General features: G+C 30.4%; 27 protein-coding genes and 8 pseudogenes. 32 read left to right on the top strand and 3 right to left on the bottom strand.

Going from position 1 to position 17,454, the window contains the following annotated elements:
- The first annotated feature begins 50 nt into the window (after positions 1–50).
- The 14 genes and pseudogenes from PL321_RS07195 to PL321_RS07125 all read left to right on the top strand — a co-directional run bounded on the left by PL321_RS07195 (position 51) and on the right by PL321_RS07125 (position 8,935).
- Positions 51–239: a hypothetical protein gene (locus PL321_RS07195; RefSeq protein ID WP_273964025.1), complete on the top strand. Its 189-nt coding sequence runs from the start codon at positions 51–53 to the stop codon at positions 237–239.
- A pseudogene (locus PL321_RS07190) lies at positions 239–1,272 on the top strand (carbohydrate ABC transporter permease). Before PL321_RS07195 ends, PL321_RS07190 begins: the two are co-directional and overlap by 1 nt.
- The gene (locus PL321_RS07180) at positions 1,272–1,562 is read left to right on the top strand and encodes a hypothetical protein (RefSeq protein WP_273964021.1); all 291 of its coding nucleotides are present in this window, start codon (positions 1,272–1,274) and stop codon (positions 1,560–1,562) included. Before PL321_RS07190 ends, PL321_RS07180 begins: the two are co-directional and overlap by 1 nt.
- A 2-nt stretch (positions 1,563–1,564) precedes the next feature.
- The gene (locus PL321_RS07175; RefSeq protein ID WP_273964020.1) at positions 1,565–2,158 is read left to right on the top strand and encodes a sugar ABC transporter permease; all 594 of its coding nucleotides are present in this window, start codon (positions 1,565–1,567) and stop codon (positions 2,156–2,158) included.
- A 109-nt stretch (positions 2,159–2,267) separates the two neighbouring features.
- Positions 2,268–2,465, top strand: a complete 198-nt coding sequence (locus PL321_RS07170) for a LacI family DNA-binding transcriptional regulator (RefSeq protein ID WP_273964019.1) — start codon at positions 2,268–2,270, stop codon at positions 2,463–2,465.
- Between the two features lie 374 nt (positions 2,466–2,839).
- Entirely contained in the window at positions 2,840–3,166 is a 327-nt protein-coding gene (locus PL321_RS07165; RefSeq protein WP_273964018.1) for a hypothetical protein, read from the top strand.
- A 52-nt stretch (positions 3,167–3,218) separates the two neighbouring features.
- Positions 3,219–3,511 (top strand): annotated as a pseudogene (locus PL321_RS21170) (alpha amylase N-terminal ig-like domain-containing protein); the annotation flags it as partial.
- Positions 3,497–3,901, top strand: a complete 405-nt coding sequence (locus PL321_RS19810) for an alpha-amylase family glycosyl hydrolase (RefSeq protein WP_443110756.1) — start codon at positions 3,497–3,499, stop codon at positions 3,899–3,901. The pseudogene PL321_RS21170 and the gene PL321_RS19810, both read left to right, overlap by 15 nt.
- Before the next feature lie 61 nt (positions 3,902–3,962).
- Entirely contained in the window at positions 3,963–4,898 is a 936-nt protein-coding gene (locus PL321_RS07150; RefSeq protein ID WP_273964453.1) for an alpha-amylase family glycosyl hydrolase, read from the top strand.
- 8 nt (positions 4,899–4,906) lie between these two features.
- Positions 4,907–5,284, top strand: coding sequence for an alpha/beta hydrolase-fold protein (locus PL321_RS07145; RefSeq protein ID WP_273964017.1), 378 nt, complete (start codon positions 4,907–4,909; stop codon positions 5,282–5,284).
- Entirely contained in the window at positions 5,281–5,718 is a 438-nt protein-coding gene (locus PL321_RS07140; RefSeq protein ID WP_337961116.1) for an alpha/beta hydrolase, read from the top strand. Before PL321_RS07145 ends, PL321_RS07140 begins: the two co-directional genes overlap by 4 nt.
- Positions 5,719–5,914: 196 nt before the next feature.
- A complete protein-coding gene (locus tag PL321_RS07135; RefSeq protein ID WP_273964016.1) occupies positions 5,915–7,180 on the top strand; it encodes a sugar ABC transporter substrate-binding protein in 1,266 nt (421 codons plus the stop codon).
- Between the two features lie 160 nt (positions 7,181–7,340).
- Positions 7,341–7,927 (top strand): annotated as a pseudogene (locus PL321_RS07130) (ECF transporter S component).
- A gap of 62 nt (positions 7,928–7,989) precedes the next feature.
- A pseudogene (locus PL321_RS07125) lies at positions 7,990–8,935 on the top strand (P1 family peptidase).
- Between the two features lie 545 nt (positions 8,936–9,480).
- Here the strand turns inward: PL321_RS07125 and PL321_RS07120 are convergent.
- From PL321_RS07120 to PL321_RS07105, 3 genes and pseudogenes are all read right to left on the bottom strand, one after another.
- Positions 9,481–10,815: pseudogene (locus PL321_RS07120) on the bottom strand (IS1380 family transposase).
- Between the two features lie 237 nt (positions 10,816–11,052).
- Positions 11,053–11,510, bottom strand: a pseudogene (locus PL321_RS19805) (SLC13 family permease).
- A 38-nt stretch (positions 11,511–11,548) separates the two neighbouring features.
- Positions 11,549–11,692 (bottom strand): hypothetical protein, encoded by a 144-nt coding sequence (locus PL321_RS07105; RefSeq protein ID WP_273964013.1) that lies wholly within the window; start codon positions 11,690–11,692, stop codon positions 11,549–11,551.
- Between the two features lie 110 nt (positions 11,693–11,802).
- On the opposite strand from PL321_RS07105, the gene PL321_RS07100 reads away from it, so the two are divergent.
- The 18 genes and pseudogenes from PL321_RS07100 (at position 11,803) to PL321_RS21145 (ending at position 17,398) form a co-directional block, all read left to right on the top strand.
- Entirely contained in the window at positions 11,803–11,952 is a 150-nt protein-coding gene (locus tag PL321_RS07100) for a hypothetical protein (protein ID WP_273964012.1), read from the top strand.
- Positions 11,939–12,214, top strand: a complete 276-nt coding sequence (locus PL321_RS07095; protein ID WP_273964011.1) for a hypothetical protein — start codon at positions 11,939–11,941, stop codon at positions 12,212–12,214. The genes PL321_RS07100 and PL321_RS07095 overlap by 14 nt, the downstream gene beginning before the upstream one ends.
- The gene (locus PL321_RS21165) at positions 12,172–12,327 is read left to right on the top strand and encodes a L,D-transpeptidase (protein WP_443110699.1); all 156 of its coding nucleotides are present in this window, start codon (positions 12,172–12,174) and stop codon (positions 12,325–12,327) included. The genes PL321_RS07095 and PL321_RS21165 overlap by 43 nt, the downstream gene beginning before the upstream one ends.
- A gap of 46 nt (positions 12,328–12,373) precedes the next feature.
- Positions 12,374–12,742: pseudogene (gene mgsA, locus PL321_RS07090) on the top strand (methylglyoxal synthase).
- A gap of 386 nt (positions 12,743–13,128) precedes the next feature.
- On the top strand, positions 13,129–13,305 hold the full coding sequence (locus PL321_RS07085) for a hypothetical protein (protein WP_273964010.1): 177 nt from the start codon (positions 13,129–13,131) through the stop codon (positions 13,303–13,305).
- Positions 13,296–13,466, top strand: coding sequence for a hypothetical protein (locus PL321_RS07080; protein WP_273964009.1), 171 nt, complete (start codon positions 13,296–13,298; stop codon positions 13,464–13,466). The genes PL321_RS07085 and PL321_RS07080 overlap by 10 nt, the downstream gene beginning before the upstream one ends.
- Positions 13,430–13,702, top strand: a complete 273-nt coding sequence (locus tag PL321_RS07075) for a WYL domain-containing protein (RefSeq protein WP_273964008.1) — start codon at positions 13,430–13,432, stop codon at positions 13,700–13,702. The genes PL321_RS07080 and PL321_RS07075 overlap by 37 nt, the downstream gene beginning before the upstream one ends.
- Before the next feature lie 185 nt (positions 13,703–13,887).
- Positions 13,888–14,268, top strand: coding sequence for an HD domain-containing protein (locus PL321_RS07070; RefSeq protein WP_273964007.1), 381 nt, complete (start codon positions 13,888–13,890; stop codon positions 14,266–14,268).
- Positions 14,269–14,339: 71 nt separating this feature from the next.
- Complete coding sequence (locus PL321_RS07065) at positions 14,340–14,522, top strand: hypothetical protein (RefSeq protein ID WP_273964006.1); 183 nt, start codon at positions 14,340–14,342, stop codon at positions 14,520–14,522.
- Between the two features lie 118 nt (positions 14,523–14,640).
- The gene (locus PL321_RS07060) at positions 14,641–14,835 is read left to right on the top strand and encodes a hypothetical protein (protein ID WP_273964005.1); all 195 of its coding nucleotides are present in this window, start codon (positions 14,641–14,643) and stop codon (positions 14,833–14,835) included.
- A 22-nt stretch (positions 14,836–14,857) separates the two neighbouring features.
- A complete protein-coding gene (locus tag PL321_RS07055; RefSeq protein ID WP_273964004.1) occupies positions 14,858–15,016 on the top strand; it encodes a hypothetical protein in 159 nt (52 codons plus the stop codon).
- A gap of 496 nt (positions 15,017–15,512) precedes the next feature.
- Positions 15,513–15,692 carry a hypothetical protein gene (locus tag PL321_RS07050; RefSeq protein ID WP_273964003.1) on the top strand — a complete coding sequence of 60 codons (180 nt, stop codon included), beginning with the start codon at positions 15,513–15,515 and terminating at the stop codon, positions 15,690–15,692.
- A gap of 77 nt (positions 15,693–15,769) precedes the next feature.
- Positions 15,770–15,967 (top strand): hypothetical protein, encoded by a 198-nt coding sequence (locus tag PL321_RS07045; RefSeq protein WP_273964002.1) that lies wholly within the window; start codon positions 15,770–15,772, stop codon positions 15,965–15,967.
- A 58-nt stretch (positions 15,968–16,025) separates the two neighbouring features.
- Positions 16,026–16,598 (top strand): hypothetical protein, encoded by a 573-nt coding sequence (locus PL321_RS07040; protein WP_273964001.1) that lies wholly within the window; start codon positions 16,026–16,028, stop codon positions 16,596–16,598.
- Positions 16,595–16,971, top strand: a pseudogene (gene cas7d, locus PL321_RS21160) (type I-D CRISPR-associated protein Cas7/Csc2). Before PL321_RS07040 ends, cas7d (PL321_RS21160) begins: the two are co-directional and overlap by 4 nt.
- Positions 16,952–17,185, top strand: a complete 234-nt coding sequence (gene cas7d / locus PL321_RS21155) for a type I-D CRISPR-associated protein Cas7/Csc2 (RefSeq protein WP_443110698.1) — start codon at positions 16,952–16,954, stop codon at positions 17,183–17,185. The pseudogene cas7d (PL321_RS21160) and the gene cas7d (PL321_RS21155) overlap by 20 nt, the downstream one beginning before the upstream one ends.
- Positions 17,124–17,258, top strand: coding sequence for a hypothetical protein (locus PL321_RS21150; protein ID WP_443110697.1), 135 nt, complete (start codon positions 17,124–17,126; stop codon positions 17,256–17,258). The genes cas7d (PL321_RS21155) and PL321_RS21150 overlap by 62 nt, the downstream gene beginning before the upstream one ends.
- Positions 17,255–17,398, top strand: a complete 144-nt coding sequence (locus tag PL321_RS21145) for a hypothetical protein (RefSeq protein ID WP_443110755.1) — start codon at positions 17,255–17,257, stop codon at positions 17,396–17,398. Before PL321_RS21150 ends, PL321_RS21145 begins: the two co-directional genes overlap by 4 nt.
- The last annotated feature ends 56 nt before the right edge of the window (positions 17,399–17,454 follow it).

The following is a 17,454-nucleotide window of genomic DNA, read 5'->3' as shown; positions in this document are numbered from 1 at the left end:
GGTGAAAAGATGGAAGATAAGAAAAGTTTGCCTGGCTGTCATATATAATAATGGGGTCAGCACAGATAATGAAGGGAGAATATTTTAAAGGTATTTTCCTACTACTTGTTGAAATTTTAACTATTGTTTTTGGTATTCCATTCTTTGCACATGGATTATGGGGAATTTGGACATTAGGTGAAGTAGAGTTCCACTATAATGAACAGGGTATTGCCGTATTTGATCATTCTATCTTTTAATGCTTGAAGGACTAATTTCAATTTTATTAATTGCTATACTAATAGGTATTTATATTTACAATGTTAGAGATGCATATAGACCAAAACAGGAGAAGAAAACAACCCTTAGGGATAAGATAGACAGAAATTTCCACTGGATTTTTATGACTCCAGGTATTTTAGCTATGTTATTCTTAATACTACTACCAATAATATTTACAGTATTAATAGCATTTACTGATTATTCAGCACCATATCATCTACCACCAAGAAAATTGGTAAGATGGGTTGGATTACAAAACTTTAAAGAAATTTTTGGACTTAAGATATGGAACGAAACTTTATCAGGAGTATTTATATGGACAGTAGTTTGGGCTGTACTTGCAACAGTTACAAGTTTCTTTGTTGGACTTATGTGGGCCCTTATCGTAAATTCATCAGGTGTTAAGATAAAGAAGTTATGGAGAACAATATTTATAATTCCATATGCGGTACCAGGACTTATATCATTACTTATAATGAGACTTTTATTTAGTGGTCCAGGACCTATTAATGACTTTATAGAACATTTAGGATTACAAAGAATAGGCTGGCTTACAGACCCATATATGGCAAAAGTAACTTTAGTATTAATAAATATGTGGCTTGGTGCACCATACTTTATGGCACTTATGACAAGTATATTAACAAATATACCAAAGGACCTATACGAATCATCTGATATAGATGGTGCTACAGCATTCAAAAACTAAGACATATAACAGTACCAATGGTACTACATTCAACTATGCCACTTTTAATATCAAGTTTTGCATATAACTTTAACAACTTTATGATAATATACGCTGTAACAAGTGGAGGACCTGTAAATCCAAATTATCGTTATGCAGGACATACTGATCTTCTAATTTCTTGGATTTACAAGATGACACTAAATCAACAACAATACCATATGGCATCAGTTGTTACAATTATGATATTCCTAATGATTGCACCAATTGTTGCATACAGCTTTACAAGGTCCAAGTCCTTTAGAGAGGAGGATTTAATCTGATGATGAGCACAACAACACAAACAAGCGAAATAAAGCTTGTTAAGAGAAAGAAGAAGCTAACTCCTAAGGATATAATATTAAAGATATTAGTATATACATTTTTAATAACAAATACAGTATTTATTTTATTCCCAGTTTTATGGATTATAGGTTCATCCCTAAATCCAGGGGATAGCTTGTATTCATCAAGTATGATTCCTAAAAACCCAACATTTATACACTATAAAGAACTATTTACAAAGACAGACTATCCAATTTGGTATAAGAATACTCTTAAAATTGCTTTTTAAATATGATTTTATCAACAATACTTACAACATTTAATGCTTACGTATTTTCAAGATTTAGATTTAAAGGAAGAAAAGCAGGACTTGTTACAATACTTGTTCTACAAGTTTTCCCAAGCTTCCTAACACTTACTGCGATTTATACACTACTTATGCAGCTTAACTTACTTAACACTCATATAGGACTTGTGCTATTCTATGCAGGTGCACAAATACCAGGTAACACTTGGCTTATAAAGGGATATTTTGACCAAATACCAAAGAGCCTTGACGAGGCAGCAAGGGTTGATGGTGCAACAAACTTTACAACATTTACAAAGATAATCATGCCTCTTGCAGTACCAATAATAGTATTCCTTGCATTAACAAGCTTTATAGGTCCTTGGATGGACTTTATACTACAAAGTGTTGTATTAAGAACTGCTGATAAGAAGACTCTTGCAATGGGTCTTATGGAAATGGTTACAGGACAAACAAATACAAAGTTTACACTATTTGCAGCTGGTGCTATCTTAGTTGCTATACCAATTACAATACTTTATGCATTCCTACAAAAATACATTGTTGAAGGATTATCATCTGGAGCTGTTAAGAGCTGATAAAGAGGGGAACTATACACGGTTGTTTTTCGGGGAAGTTATAATATAATAATCCCAATGGCACTTTAGCCATTGGGAATTTTTAAAAGACGATACCAAGGGGTAAACTATGAAAAGGCCAACACTTAAGGATATAGCAAAGGAGGTAGGAGTTTCTGTTGCAACTGTCTCCTATGTTTTAAATGGTAACGAAAAGCAGAGTATATCAGAGGAGACAAAGGACAAGATAATACAGGTGGCAAATAGATTAAACTATGTGCCAAACCTTGCAGCAAGGTCTCTTGTAAAAGAAAATCGGGGCTTGTAGGTGTTTTAATATTAAAGCACAAACAAAATAAAATTCCTATTTTTACAAACCACAATTACAAGCTTCTTGAAAAAATAGAGGACTACCTTGCAACAAAGGGTTACCACGTTTTATCATCTAATATAAGCGTAGAAGAACCTAACTTAGATATAATTAAACAGAGAGATTTAGATGGTGTTCTTGTTTTTAATGTAGATAATAGTATATTTTACGATATATCAATAAAATTTACTGTTCCTATACTTTTAATTGATGCCTTACTTGATGATATACTATTTCATAAAATAAACGTAGATTATCTTGGATATGCAAGAAAATTATGCAAAGATGAAAAGAGGGTAATTTTAATTCCACACCTAAATAGTGAACAGCTTATGGAAAAAATAAAAGAAGATAAAAATGAAAAGGAAGAGGTTTATTTTATATCCTCTGTAGATTCAATAAACCAAATTGTAGCAAAACACAAAGATGAAAAGTTCATAGTAGTTTCAGAGGAACTTGGAGTTATACTATCAAGATACGTAGATAAAGATAGAATAGCTGTAATTTGTATAAACAACCAAGAGTATCTTTTAGATGAAAAGATAAACAAGATTTCAGTTGATATCGACAACAAAGCAAAGCTTATATCAGATTTGCTTTTAAGATATATAGACAAAAATTATAAATATGTACAATATACGGTAATAGAGGCAGAATAATCTGCCTTTAACTTAAATTACTTAAACGTTTAATTTATGGAGGGAATATGAGATGTTAAAGGAAGCAATTTACCATCAAAGCGACAGTACCTATGCCTATCCTCTTGATGAAAAGACTTTGTGTATTAAACTTAGAACTAAAAAGATGATTTAAAAAGAGTAATATTATGTTATGGAGACAGATACGAACCTGTAGCAAGGGTTACAATGTTTGAAAAGGAAATGAATAAGGTATTTTCTGATGATTTATTTGATTACTATGAGATTTCAATTTCACCAAGCTTTAATAGAATATGCTACTACTTTAAATTAGAGGACGAGAAAGAAACAGTGTATTACTCACAACAAAGGTTCTATAAAGAGCCTCCAGAGGATAGAAATAGATATTTTATATTTGCCTACATATGTAAAGGTGATTTATATAAGGCTCATTCCTGGTGGAGAGATTCAATTTTCTATCAGATATTCGTAGATAGATTTAATAAGGAAGAACTTGACGAGGCTTGGTTTGACGAACCTACCAACAAGAGAATGTTTGGAGGTAATCTAAAGGGAATAATAGAAAAACTTGACTATATTGAGGAACTTGGAGTAAATGCCATATATCTAACCCCTATATTTGAATCACCAAGCTGCCATAAATATGATACAATAGACTACTATGATATAGATAAATCCTTCGGCAACAAAAATATATTTAAAGAGTTAGTAGAGGAATGTCACAAAGAGGAATAAAGGTAATACTTGATGCAGTTTTCAACCATACAAGTTCTGAGTTTTTGCCTTTAAGGATGCTATAAAGAAGGGCAAGAAATCAAAATACTTTGATTGGTATTTTATAAATGATGACGGTACCTATGAGATGTTTGGACAATCTAAGAATATGCCAAAGTTGAACACAACAAATATAGAGGTAAAAAGGTACCTATTAAATATAGCCAAGTATTGGATAGAAGAGTTTGATATAGATGGGTGGAGACTTGATGTTGCAAATGAGATAGACCACAAGTTCTGGAGAGAATTTAGAGAAACAGTTAAATCTGTTAAGGAAGATGCAATTATAATAGGAGAAGTTTGGGATGGTGCAGAAAGCTACCTAAGAGGAGACCAATACGATTCATCAATGAACTATCCATTTATGCACGCAGCCCTTGAGGTTTTTGCAAGGGGCACTATGAACTTAAAGGAACTTGATTCATATATGCAAAACCTTTATGCAAGATATAGGAGAGATATAAGATACAATCTATTAAACCTAATAGACAGCCACGATACAGCAAGATTTTTATATGAATGTAAAAACGATAAGGAAAAGCTTAAACTTGCAGTCTTCTATATGTTTACTACAATAGGAATTCCTATGATTTTCTATGGAGACGAAGCAGGTTTATCGGGTGCAACTGACCCATATTGCAGAATAACAATGGAATTTGAAAACATTGATAAAGAACTGTTTAACTTCTATAAAAATCTAATAAGGGTAAGAAAGGAATTAGAGTCATTAAAGGTTGGAGAATATAAAAATGTTTATGCTGATGAGGATGTATATGCCTTTAGTAGATTTGTAGATGACGAGGAAGTTTTATGTATCTTTAGTACATCAAATAAAGAAAAAGACATTGAAATTGGTTTAAAGGGTGAATATATGGATATACTCAATGATAGGCTTGTTTCTATAAATAATAAATTAAATTTAGCACCCTATGAAAAAATGGTCTTAAAGCTAAGGTAGGTGATATAATGGAAAGAATAATAATAAAGGAAATATATATGAAGGAATTAGATAGAAAAAGAAATATAAGAATCTACCTTCCTTTAGATTATTATAAAAATGAAAGCAAGAGATACCCTGTAATATATATGCACGATGGACAAAACCTATTTGACCATCACCTCTCCTATTCAGGACATTCTTGGGAAGTTAAAGAGACTTTAGATAGAATGCAAAAGGAAGGCGAAATAGAGGGCTTTATTGTTGTAGGGATTGATAACAATCAAGAGGGCTTTAAAAGGCTTGATGAATATTCACCTTGGAGGAATGAAGAGATAGAGAGCCTACTTAAGAGGGGCATAAAGAACGGTGCAGGGGAGAGGGAGATAGATATGCACAGTTTATAGTAAATACCCTCAAGCCATATATTGATGAAAACTTTAGAACATTAAAGGATAGAGAAAATACAATAGTTGCAGGAAGCTCAATGGGAGGATTTATTTCCCTCTATATAGGATTTAAATATCAAGAAGTATTTTCAAAAATAGGAGCCTTTTCAACTGCTGCTTGGTTTAAAGAGGGTGAACTTTTAGAATTTCTAAGAGAACAGGGACAAAGAGAGGAAATGAAGGTTTATCTTGATATCGGAACAGAGGAAACAAGCAATGATGAGGACCCTAATTTTAAGAACTATTATATAAATGGAACAATAAGGATATATGAAACACTTAGTGAATTTATGGATAAGCAAAATATAAAACTCATAATAGATGAAGGAGCAACCCACAGCGAAATACACTGGGCAAAAAGATTCCCAGAGTTTGTTAAATTTATAAGGTAATCATATTATTCCCCTTCTTTTAAAGGCCACCTCAACTTAGATATATATAAGTTGAGGTGGTTTAAATTTTTCTTTTATTTAATAAATTAATCTGTAATAAAAATAAGTGTAAAGTAATAAATATTTAATGTAGAGGGACAGGCAACCAATTCAAACGATTGCCTAAAAAATAAAAGTAAAAAGAAGGGGGATAAATATGAAAAGACCACTTGCTCTAATTCTTTCGGGACTTTTGGTAGTTTCACTTCTTGCAGGTTGCGGTAAGAAGCCTGCTGAAAATAACAACAACAATAATAACAACAATACTGCAAATGAACTTAAACCAGAAGATGGTGCAAAGCTTGTAGTTTGGGAAAGTGAAGGCCCAGAAGGAGAGTACATAAAATATGTAGCAGCAGAATTTGAAAAGAAATATGGCGTTCCTGTAAAGTATGAACCAGTTGACCATACTGCAACTTCAGGAAAGCTTCAACAGGACGGACCTGCAGGTGTAGGAGCAGATATAATATCAGCACCACACGACCACGTAGGTAAGATGGTAGCAGCAGGATTGATTCAGCCAAACCATAAGCCAGATAGAATAAAGAATGACTATGTACAAGCTGCAATAGATGGTGTAAGTATGAATGGAACAGTTTATGGTTATCCAACAGCAATCGAAACTTACGCATTATTCTATAATAAGGATATAATAAAGGAAGCTCCAAAGACCTATGAAGAAATAATAGAGTTTGCAAAGACCTTCAACAATCCAAAGGAAAAGAAGTTTGCACTTGCTTGGGACGTTGGTAATGCATACTTCTCATACAGCTTCCTAACTGCAAATGGCGGTTATGTATTTGGTAAGGCAGGAACAGATAAGGATGATATAGGACTTAATAATGATGGTGCAGTAGCTGGTGCTACATTCTATAAGAGCTTAACTTCAATACTACCACTTAAGGCAGCAGATGCTAACTATCAATTTATGGATGGTTCCTTTGCAGCTGGTAAAGTTGCTATGATTATAAATGGACCTTGGGCAGTTAAGGGATATACCGATGCAAAGGTTAACTTTGGCGTTGCACCACTTCCAACATTTAATGGAAAGCAACCAAAGAGCTTCTCAGGAATCAGAGGATTGTATATAAGTGCATTTACTAAATATCCAAAGGCTGCACAACTATTCCTTGAATTTGCAACATCAGATGAAATGTTAATGAAGAGATATGAAATGACTCATCAAATTCCACCAGTTAAGGCTCTAATGGATAAGCCAGAAGTTAGTGGAGATCCAATAGTTGCAGGATTTATAGCACAAATTAAGAATGCAGAGCCAATGCCATCAATTCCACAAATGCAACTTGTATGGGAACCACTTGCAACATCCTTCTCAGCTATTTGGGACGGACAGATGGAACCTAAGGCATCACTTGACAAGTGCGTACAAACTGTAAAGGATGCAATAGCAGCTCAAAAGTAGTATAAAAATGCCACCCATTTGGGTGGCATATTATATTGAATTTGTTACATAAAACTGTTAAAATATACTTGTCGGTACTTTTATAGACCGAACAAAAATAAAAACTTCATAAAGGATATCGTCTTGCATCCTTTTGGAGTGAGAACGAGGAGGTAGTATTATGCAAACAAAAACACTATCAACCCAAAGATTTGGGGTAAGGCAGATTGCCACAATTGGTATGCTCTCTGCTATCACTATTGTACTTGGAGTAACTGGTTTAGGTTTTATACCTATTCCCCAGTTAAGGCAACAATTTTGCATCTTCCTGTAATAATTGGTGCTATAATTGAGGGACCAGTAGTTGGTGCAATAATAGGACTGTTCTTTGGCTTGTTTAGTATGTTCCAAGCAGTTACAAATCCAACTCCAACATCCTTTTTATTTTTAAACCCATTAATTGCTATAGTTCCAAGAGTTTTAATAGGAATAACAGCCTACTATGCATACAAGATAATCCCTGGCAAATTCAATAGCATAAAGTATGCAGTGGCTGCAGCAGTTGGAACATTAACTAACACAGTCTTGGTTCTTGGACTAATCTATTTAATCTATCTTGAGAGATTTGCTAAAGCATTAGGTATGGATATAGAAAAGGCAAGAGCAACAATAGTAGGAATAGGCTTTACTAATGGACTACCAGAAGTTTTAGTTTCAATTGCTATTGTTGTGCCAGTTGTAATAGGTGTAAATAAAATAAGGAAGTAATCATAACTCAACTTTAGGCTGTTTGCCTAAGGTTGAGTTATTTATACATTGGAGGGAATAAGATGAAGGAGATTAATATTACAGATATAAAAGGGATAAAAATAGGTAATGCACAAAATTTTGAAGCAAGAACAGGATGTACAGTTGTTATTTGCAAAGAGGGTGCAACCTGTGGTGTTGATGTAAGGGGAGGGGCACCTGGAACACGTGAAACAGACCTTTTAAGTCCTGTGAATCTTGTTGATAAGGTACACGCAGTTGTATTATCAGGAGGTAGTGCCTTTGGACTTGATGCCTCCTGTGGAGTTATGGATTTTTAGAAGAGAGAAATATAGGGTTTGATGTGGGAGTTACAAAGGTACCTATAGTATGTAGTGCAGTTTTATTTGACCTTATGGTTGGGGATTTTAGAGTAAGACCAGATAGGAAAATGGGATATGAAGCTTGTGTAAATGCCTTTGAGGTAAACAAAGTAGAGAATGGAAGATTTGGTGCAGGAACAGGGGCAACAGTTGGAAAGATATTAGGCCCGCAATTTGCAATGGACGGGGGACTTGGTACCTATGCCGTAAGGGTTGGAGAGCTTGAGGTTGGTGCTGTTGTTGCAGTAAACTGCCTTGGGGATGTTATAGACCCAAAGACAGGGAAATTATAGCAGGAGCATTGAATAAAGATAAGACAGGTTTTGTAGATAGTACAAAGGTTATGCTGTTCAGAACAAACCTATTTAGTGGAAACACTACAATTGCAGCGATAGTTACAAATGCAAAGCTAACTAAGGCAGAAGCAACAAAGGTATCCTCAATTGCCCACGATGCCTTTGGAAGGACTATGAAACCAGCCCACACTATGTTTGATGGAGATACAATCTTCACAATGGCAACAGGAGAGGTTGAGGTTGATGTAAGCACATTAGGAATGATTGCAACAGGTGTACTTGAGGAGGCAATTATTAGGGCAGTAAAGGGGCTGAAGAAGATCTTCAGCCCTAGAAAAATAAGAAAATAAAGGAGAATATAAATAGAGCAATAAAATTGTATATTGTAAACATTAAAAGATATTTTTTCTTTAAATGCTTATATTCATTTGCATAAAATTTATATGATATTACACTAGCAAGAGAGGCTATTAGAGTTCCCATTCCGCCTATATCAACACCTAAAAGAATTTCTTTATAGTTTTTACTAAATCCAGACAGCAAAATTGCACACGGTACATTGCTTATAAATTGACTAAGCAAAATTGATAATATATATGTTGATTTTGGTTTACTAAGTACTCTTTCAAAAATGGTTTTTATACTTTCGATATTTGATAGATTTCCTATGAAAATAAAAAAGAAAACAAAGGTTAATAAAAGTGCAAAGTCAACTTCTTTAACTTGAATTCGGCAAGTAAATTTTAAAAAAGTTTCTACTTGCCATTTTTGTTTTCTTTATGAATAAATTTACATTTATTATGATATTTTATACCGTTAGGTCTTTTTTGAGTATACTTAATAAACCCAAATAACATTTGGATTTTTAAGGGAATTTATTGTTTTTATTTTACTATTAAGTATAAACTGTTATCATTTTTCTACTAAAAATATGTATTTGTTTTTGAATATGAGTAATGATTTTTTCTAATAAGCAATTATTTGAAAAACTTAAATATCTATAATATTTGCTGCCGCAAACATTACCACAAACTCTATAAAATATTCTTCTTAATGTACTAATTTCATGATGTTGTACTTCCTTAGGCATGATTGCTTGTTTAAACCAGTTATGAATGTTATATGCTATCATTTTTATTAAAAGGTACAATTCATTGCATTTATGATTTACTAAACTATTTTCGCTAAAGGCATAGCCTTCTTTTATTTCATCTATATTATTTTCAACATCACATCGTTGATTATAATCTTGAAATATTTCTTCAGGTGTTAAATAATTTATATTTGTTACTATTGCTTGATATTTATATTTACATTCTTCGAACATTAACTGATTCATATTTTTTGGAATAATTTTTTCTCTTATAATCACAAATCTTCTTGCTCTTTGCCATTTAGGCAATGGAACTGTAATTTCTGTAACAGATAAAGTAGAACTTATATCGTGCCATATATAATCCTTTGGATTATTATTTATAAAATCTATTATCATTTTAACAGTAGAATACATTTTACATTTAACAACATATTCTATTCCATTATCTTCAAAATATAAAAAGTTTTCTTCATCAAAAACCTCTATCAAGTCTAACTCTTTTAAGAATATATCTTGAAGGAAGCTGGTTTACACAACTCTTAAAGAAATCTAAAAATTTATAATTACTATGGTGTCTACCATTTTCAAGAGTAATGTTAAGTAATTCATCAGTTCCTGAAATAAACCCAACTTTTTCTTTAAATGATGGTCTTCCATTGTACCTTGGATTATATTCTATTCCTGATTTTTCTTGATTACCAAAGATAGTTATAACAGTATCATCAATATTAATACAAACCTCGCGTACATCTTCAGTTGAAGACTTTAAGTCAAGTATTTTTTATTTATAGTTCTTAATTCTTCTAAAGTTTCTGTTGGTAAAGCTTTTAAGAGATCTCTACATACTTTTTCACTGGGTAATTTATCTACACCTTTAAACTTTTTATATCCTTCATCATTTCTTAATGTTTCAATGTGCATAAATCTTGAGAAACCAAGAATATTTGCATCAATCATGTATTCTATAATTTCTGCAGTATTAAAAGTAGAATTAGCGGCCTTCTTATAGGTTACGCCTTTTTCTAAAATAGTTGGTAATCCTATTATTTGTTTAAAGGATTCCACATAAGAAAAAGTTGCTACAGAAGTAACTTTGGTATCATTAAATTTTGCTTTCATGTTCAAAAATCTAATTTTCTTCTTTAAATTTTTTGATTTTGTTGTAAACTATCCATAGAAATCACCCTTTTGTGTTTTAGTTTTGCAATTATATTTTAACACTTAAAAGGGATGATTTCTTTTAATTTTTTGAACAAAAATCCTTTAATTCCAATGTCTTTCGGCATTACTTGCCGAATACAAGTTTAAATAATTTTCTTTCTAGCATAAAGGTTATTAGAATGGTTACAGCAAAAGCAGTGTAATAGTTTACTATGTTAAATATAGATAAAATGATAAAAATAAATAAAAGTATAAATATAAACGTCTTTTTTTACTCTTAATTTCAATTTCTTCAATATGAAAAACTATATCTTTATTTGGAATTTTTAAATTTAAAATACCTAATAAAACAAATCCCATAATTACAAAAGGAAGCATTATTTTGAAAAACTCTATAGTGTTTATATTAAACTTTGAATATAAAAATAGGTTTTGAGGATTACCCATTGGTGTTAAGCTACTTCCAATATTTGCAGCTAAAGTTTGAAATATTATTATTTCGGCAGGGTTTATATTAGTCTTTTTGCAATAATAAGGGCAAGTGGCACAAAAGTTATAAGTGCAACATCGTTTGTAACAAACATTGAGAGAATAAATGTAATAACAGTAAGAACAAGAGAGACTTTTCTTTCATTACTAAACTTATCTAAAATTCGTATCGATATCATCTCTAGAAGTTTATACTCCTCAAATGCTTCAACTACTATCATAAGATTAAAAGAGAAATTAAAACTTTAAAATCAATGTATTCAATTTTAGGAAAAGAAATAAAAGAAGTTAAAACAGCAAGTATTAATGATAAAAGTAAAACAACATCTTCCTTTGCTTTATTTACAAATTGGTTAATCAAGTAAAAACCTCCTTTATAAAAAGTTACAAGTAAAATTATAAATTAATATTTGTAAATAATAAACACTAAAATTTTAATTTAAATTGACTACTGTATTATAAAGAGCTTTAATGTATAATCTAATTAGAAGGGAGTGTACATATGAGAAGAGTAAAAAGATTTTTAGACTTATTTTAGTGGTACTTTTATTAAAAACTAATTCAGCTTTAGCTTATACAAACAATGTTATACTGCCAGAGATAGCAAGTGGGAAAATATAGAGCAAAAAGATTATATAGTAATAGATACAAAAACCAAAGTACACTTATTTATAATAAACAAAATAACAAAATAGATTTAGTTAAAACATTTGTATGTTATACAGGAGTTAAGGATAAAAGTACTTCAAAGGGAATATTTACAATAACAGAAAGAGAACTGTGGTTCTATTCCAATAAGTATAAGCAGGGTGGAGTATATTGGATTAGATTTAAGGAAAAATGTTTATTTCATTTATTTCCTATAAGTTCAAAAATCAGATAGTAGATAATATCTTAGGAAAACCTAGTTCAAACGGTTGTGTAAGATTAAGTGCAGAGGATGCAAGGTGGATGTATGAAAATATACCAGCTAAGACAACTGTATATATAAAGTAGATTTTAGAACAAAATATTTCTAAATAATTACGAAAGGGGATAAAAGATGAGAGTAGCATTTATAGCTCATGATAAAAAAAGAGCGACATGGTTGAGTTTGTAAAAAGTATAGAGAGGTATTCAAGGATGATGAGTTATATGCAACAGGTACAACAGGAAGACTAATTCAAGAAGCAACTGGCCTTAAGGTGCATAGATTTTTATCAGGTCCATATGGGGGTGACCAGCAAATAGGAGGAATGGTAGCACAGGGAGATATAGATATGGTTATTTTTTAAGAGATCCATTAACAGCTCAGCCCCATGAGCCAGATGTAACTGCACTTTTGAGAATTTGTGATGTTCATAATGTACCACTTGCAACAAATCTCGGCACAGCTGAGATATTTATAAATGTATTAAAGAGAAAGGAATAATAAGCTTTTTAGAGGAGGATTATTGTTGAAGGGAAGTATAGAGAGGTTTGAGAATTTTCTAATTCTTGCAGAATCGGGTAACTATACAAAAAGCAGATTTGTGAGATTTTAAACATAGATGTTAGAACTTTTTATAGATATGTTAATAAAGCTAAAAAATTAAAAAACGTAGATATAATATCAGATAAGGATAAAAAGGTTTGTATAAATAAAGTAAATGAAAATTCAATTTTGTTAACCAAAGATTTAAAGTTACTTATTAACTTATCTGTTGACGCAGCAGAAGCATATATTGACTTTTTCTTAATTCTCCAGAGCTGATAAGAGCTAGTTTAAACTTAAAGTTTAAGGAAAAATATATAGAAATACATAAGCAACCTATATGTATGCTAAGTAGAGAACAAAAATATTTTATGACTAAACTTTATGTGAATTTGGTAGAAGGTAAAGATTATCAAGTTTACGATATAAGATATTTGTTGCCAAACGGTGAAGAGAAGGAATATAGCATTGTTCCTTACAAGATAGTATTTAAAAAAGAGCTTGGTATATTTTGGCTTTAGATTATTTAGAAGATTTTAAAGCTAAAATTTATAGAGTAAATAGGATATTGGACTTAAGAAGTCGAAATCAAAGTATTGATTATGATATTTATAAAGACAAGGCTAAGGATTTGTTTAAAAATGCTTGGGAATTTTATGGTGGAGAAGAGGTAAAAAAGTAAGGTTAAAGATTCACAAAGAAGAAGTTTGGACATATTTAACAGAAGTTAATTGGCATAAATCACAAGTAAATGATAGTGTAAATAAAATAATTGAGTTTTCTGTGGCAAAACCTAAAGAGATGCTTCCTTTTATATTACAATATGCTGATGGAATAGAAATATTAGAACCTCAAGAATTGAAACAGGAATATATAAGTACATTAAATAACGCGATGAGGATAAACAGTGACACATAGTGTCTCTGTTTTTGTTTAACTGAGAAATGTATTGACATAAAATTTTGATAAGTATAATATTAAGATAAATATAGAAAATTTATAAATTGGAGGTGAAAAAATGAAAAGTTTCATAGATTTAAAAAAGCAAGTGAAACAGCAAAAAAATATTAGATATATTTTACATTAATAGATTTCATACAGAATTGGCAAAGGATAAAGAAAATTATGGTTGTGCTAAGGATGAAACATTTATTGCTCATTCTATAAAAACTCTAAACTATGCACTGGCAATTGCAAATTTATATTATCAAGAAAACCCTGAAAGGAATACGGAGGACAATTTAAAGAAAATAGTGGTAGGTGCTTTATTTCATGACATAAATAAACTAACAAAGTATAAAAGAGAAAAGGAAACAGATTTAGAATTAAGAGATGTTGAAGCTATTCTTAACGATTTAGGCATATATTCAGAATTTAGGGAATGTGCAAAATTTATTCTATCTTCAGCAATACACAAAGGTAGACAGAAAAATACTTATAAAGTAGTTTATGCATTAGATGATAATGAAGAAGAAGAGAAATAATAAGGCGTGCAGATGCCCTTGCCAGTGTATATGATATTAATAAAGCTTTACAAATACTAAAAGAAACATTTTTGAAATTAGGTTTAAATGAAAAATACAAGATAAACTATGTAACAATTAAAGAAGTACGTCCAGCCATAACTAATATAATGATAAGGGCATTAGAGCAATATATGGAAGAAACAGGTAGAAATTTGTTTTGCTATTTTAATAATCATATCATCTATGTAGGGAAAAAATTGATTTTGATTTAGAAGTAGAAATGATAGTAGATAAGGCACTATTGGCTTCAGCAAGTAACGAAAAGTATTTAGAGGCTATAGCAAGTAATCTACGAGATAACAAAAATAACTTTAATTTTTTGATTTGTTTTTGATATTAGATACAGATAATCAGTTAGAAGTACTAAATAGGGCTTTAACATCAAAAAATGGTGATATCTTATTTAAAGGACTTAAAAATAGATTTGAAAAGGCAAAGGATAAAATAGATAAAGATTTAATTAAAGATAGTAGATTTGAAATAATAGATAATATCTTAAAAGAAAAGAAGATGAATTATTTATAGATTTAGTTAGACAAATATTTATATGTTTAAATTCGTTTCATACTTTTTAGCTAAGGAAAATGTTGAAGATATATATTTAGAAGCTTTGAAGATTTTTAATGAAAGTATATTAAATGTATATGATTTGGATGGATTAGCAAAGGGTAATATTGAGTTTATGATGAATTTTAAAAAGTTTTAGATGAAGGTGGAATTAAAGTTTATTATGTTTTACTTTCAAGCTATGTAGCAAATTTAATACTACAAAGAGATGATTTTATTAAAATTGAACAGAGAATAAAGGAAAGGTTTAAAAAGAATTTAAAGAGAATATAAAAAATTTCGCTTAAAGGACAATAATGTTATACTGTTAAAACAAGATTTAAAGGATTATTATTGTGAAGTTTTCACTAATAAAATAAATGACACTGATTATATAACTAAAGATGAAAAGATAAAATCCACGTGTTTAATATGTGGAAGAAAAATACCAGAAGGATTAGGCTTTCAAAAAGGGTTTTTAGGAACTAAATATTCATTTAAATCAAAGCCAGAAGAAGTAATTGTTAATTATAAAAAGGAAGGCTTACAAAGGAAATAAAACAACAACCTTATTTATGTAAAATATGTGCATATGATGCTATGCTACAAAAATAATTTTCAATTTACAGGATACGTATGTAAATTCTGATATATACATGTATACCTATAGTAATATAGATTTCCCAATAACTTTAGAGGTTTTTAAAAATTTAGAAACGCAAGTTAAGGATATAATTGATGAAAGAACTTTGTATAGAAAAGAATATAACAATAAATCTATATTTGTAAGAGTAGAAGAAAATAAATTAGAAATTGAGTTTCACAAAAACGTTTAGCTGATGAATTTTCTGAACCAAAATATAGGTTTAATGTTTTTAACTATAGTTCGTCAGATGGCGAAAATATATTAAAAATGTATTATCAGGCACTTCTGCTTTCCTACTATTTTGGTTTAAATATAACTGTTACAGCTTCTAAAACTTTAAATATTAATAATATTGATGTTTTATTTAATGGAGAATACAAAAATGTATACTTAAATAAAGTATTAATTAAAAATTTAACTAACATAAAAGATATTAGGCAGTTAAAAAACCTTTCTATGTTTTAAATGCTGTATTTTTAATAGAAGATATATACAACGGTTTCAAGGGAGAGAAAAACGGGAGTTGCTTCCACTAATAACAAAGATGTCAGTCCATCCATTAGGTATATTTAATTATCTAAGATTTAAAGATTCTAAAAACAGATGTGAATTTTTTAAAACAATTTATAAATACAATTTGGAAAAACCATTTATAAATTCATTATTTATAATAGGAAATTTGAATGGAGGCGTTTATATGACTGTATGCGGTGAAATTACAGAAAAGATGTTAAGGTTTTGGAAACCTAATAAGAGTGATTCGAGTTATATTATTACCCTTCCATTTAGACGTTCTATAAAAGTTATTAAAGAGGCAAGAGTAAATAATAAAGAAGAGATTAAAGAGATTATTTGTGGTGCAGTTAGGGACTTAGTTGAAAGACATAATAATATATATTCTTTAACCTATGGCAGAGAAAAGATAGAAGCTATAGAGGAATTTGCTAATACAATAGTAGATGATTACTATGAGGGGATATGCAAAGGGAAAAAAGGAGAGGTATCTAAAAATGAAAATTACTATGCCTCTACAATTGAGTTTTTAGTATTAAAAAATTATATGATAATGATAAAAATAAGGAGGAATAGGAAATGAGTAGAGATTTCTTAAAAGTATTAAGAGAAAATAATGCCTTTGCAGAGATGATATCAGATGTAAAGAAAAATAAGTACATTCAAGTAGTTATAGCTCGTGAACTTCAGTCCTATGGAATATTTACAACAGAAGGAAGAATTTTAAATGTTGCAGAAACAACCGCAGGTATAAAAGATAATTCAAAATTAACTAGAGTTTTAATGATAAAAGAAAGCAAGTTGCAAGTGAAAGGAGAACAGGAAAGGCACTTAGAAGGAAATTCATAGAAAATGGACTTGAAGTATATGGAGAAGAAGATTGTGCATTAATCCAAAAGCTTTGTGGTAAATGCCCTGATTGTATGTTATATGGATATGCGGCACAGGGGGGATAACGGAGATACAAATCAAGCAAGAAAGACAAGGGTAATAACAGATACTGCATTTTCAATTAGGGAATATGGAGATAAAACAGTTGAAGAAATAACACTAAATGCAGTAGATGAGGAAACACATACAACAGGAACAGCCTTATCATCAAAGGAACATGTTAAACCAGGGGTTATATTTCCTTGTGTTGAGAACATTAGTAGATGTTACAGAGGATGAGTTTTTATATATACTATCTAATATATTTTTAACAACAAGATATGGAGCAGAGTCAAATAGGGAGGACTTATAAAGAACCATATTTTAGGTATATATGTATCAAATCAAGAAGTTTTTACAAATCTTGAACTTACAAAATACTTATATGATGAATTAAAAGATAGATTAGATGATATAGATATTAATTTAGTTAAAGAGGCTTTTATAAAGTAGAAGATGAAATTATAAAAGATGGTTTTTCATCTGTTGTAAAAGTAGATAACATAAAT

Source organism: Caloramator sp. mosi_1, from assembly GCF_028622835.1.
Classification (GTDB): Bacteria; Bacillota; Clostridia; order Clostridiales; family Caloramatoraceae; genus Thermobrachium.
Note: the sequence above shows the minus strand (reverse complement) of the source record. Positions and strands in the feature narration are given on the sequence as shown.

Coding starts and splice junctions, on each gene's coding strand:
- PL321_RS07195 (WP_273964025.1), top strand. CDS start 51: ATGGGGTCAGCACAGATAATGAAGGGAGAATATTTTAAAGGTATTTTC.
- PL321_RS07180 (WP_273964021.1), top strand. CDS start 1,272: ATGATGAGCACAACAACACAAACAAGCGAAATAAAGCTTGTTAAGAGA.
- PL321_RS07175 (WP_273964020.1), top strand. CDS start 1,565: ATGATTTTATCAACAATACTTACAACATTTAATGCTTACGTATTTTCA.
- PL321_RS07170 (WP_273964019.1), top strand. CDS start 2,268: ATGAAAAGGCCAACACTTAAGGATATAGCAAAGGAGGTAGGAGTTTCT.
- PL321_RS07165 (WP_273964018.1), top strand. CDS start 2,840: ATGGAAAAAATAAAAGAAGATAAAAATGAAAAGGAAGAGGTTTATTTT.
- PL321_RS07145 (WP_273964017.1), top strand. CDS start 4,907: ATGGAAAGAATAATAATAAAGGAAATATATATGAAGGAATTAGATAGA.
- PL321_RS07135 (WP_273964016.1), top strand. CDS start 5,915: ATGAAAAGACCACTTGCTCTAATTCTTTCGGGACTTTTGGTAGTTTCA.
- PL321_RS07100 (WP_273964012.1), top strand. CDS start 11,803: ATGTATAATCTAATTAGAAGGGAGTGTACATATGAGAAGAGTAAAAAG.
- PL321_RS21165 (WP_443110699.1), top strand. CDS start 12,172: ATGTTTATTTCATTTATTTCCTATAAGTTCAAAAATCAGATAGTAGAT.
- PL321_RS07085 (WP_273964010.1), top strand. CDS start 13,129: ATGCTAAGTAGAGAACAAAAATATTTTATGACTAAACTTTATGTGAAT.
- PL321_RS07055 (WP_273964004.1), top strand. CDS start 14,858: ATGTTTAAATTCGTTTCATACTTTTTAGCTAAGGAAAATGTTGAAGAT.
- PL321_RS07050 (WP_273964003.1), top strand. CDS start 15,513: ATGTATACCTATAGTAATATAGATTTCCCAATAACTTTAGAGGTTTTT.
- PL321_RS07045 (WP_273964002.1), top strand. CDS start 15,770: ATGTATTATCAGGCACTTCTGCTTTCCTACTATTTTGGTTTAAATATA.
- cas7d (WP_443110698.1), top strand. CDS start 16,952: ATGCGGCACAGGGGGGATAACGGAGATACAAATCAAGCAAGAAAGACA.
- PL321_RS21150 (WP_443110697.1), top strand. CDS start 17,124: ATGTTAAACCAGGGGTTATATTTCCTTGTGTTGAGAACATTAGTAGAT.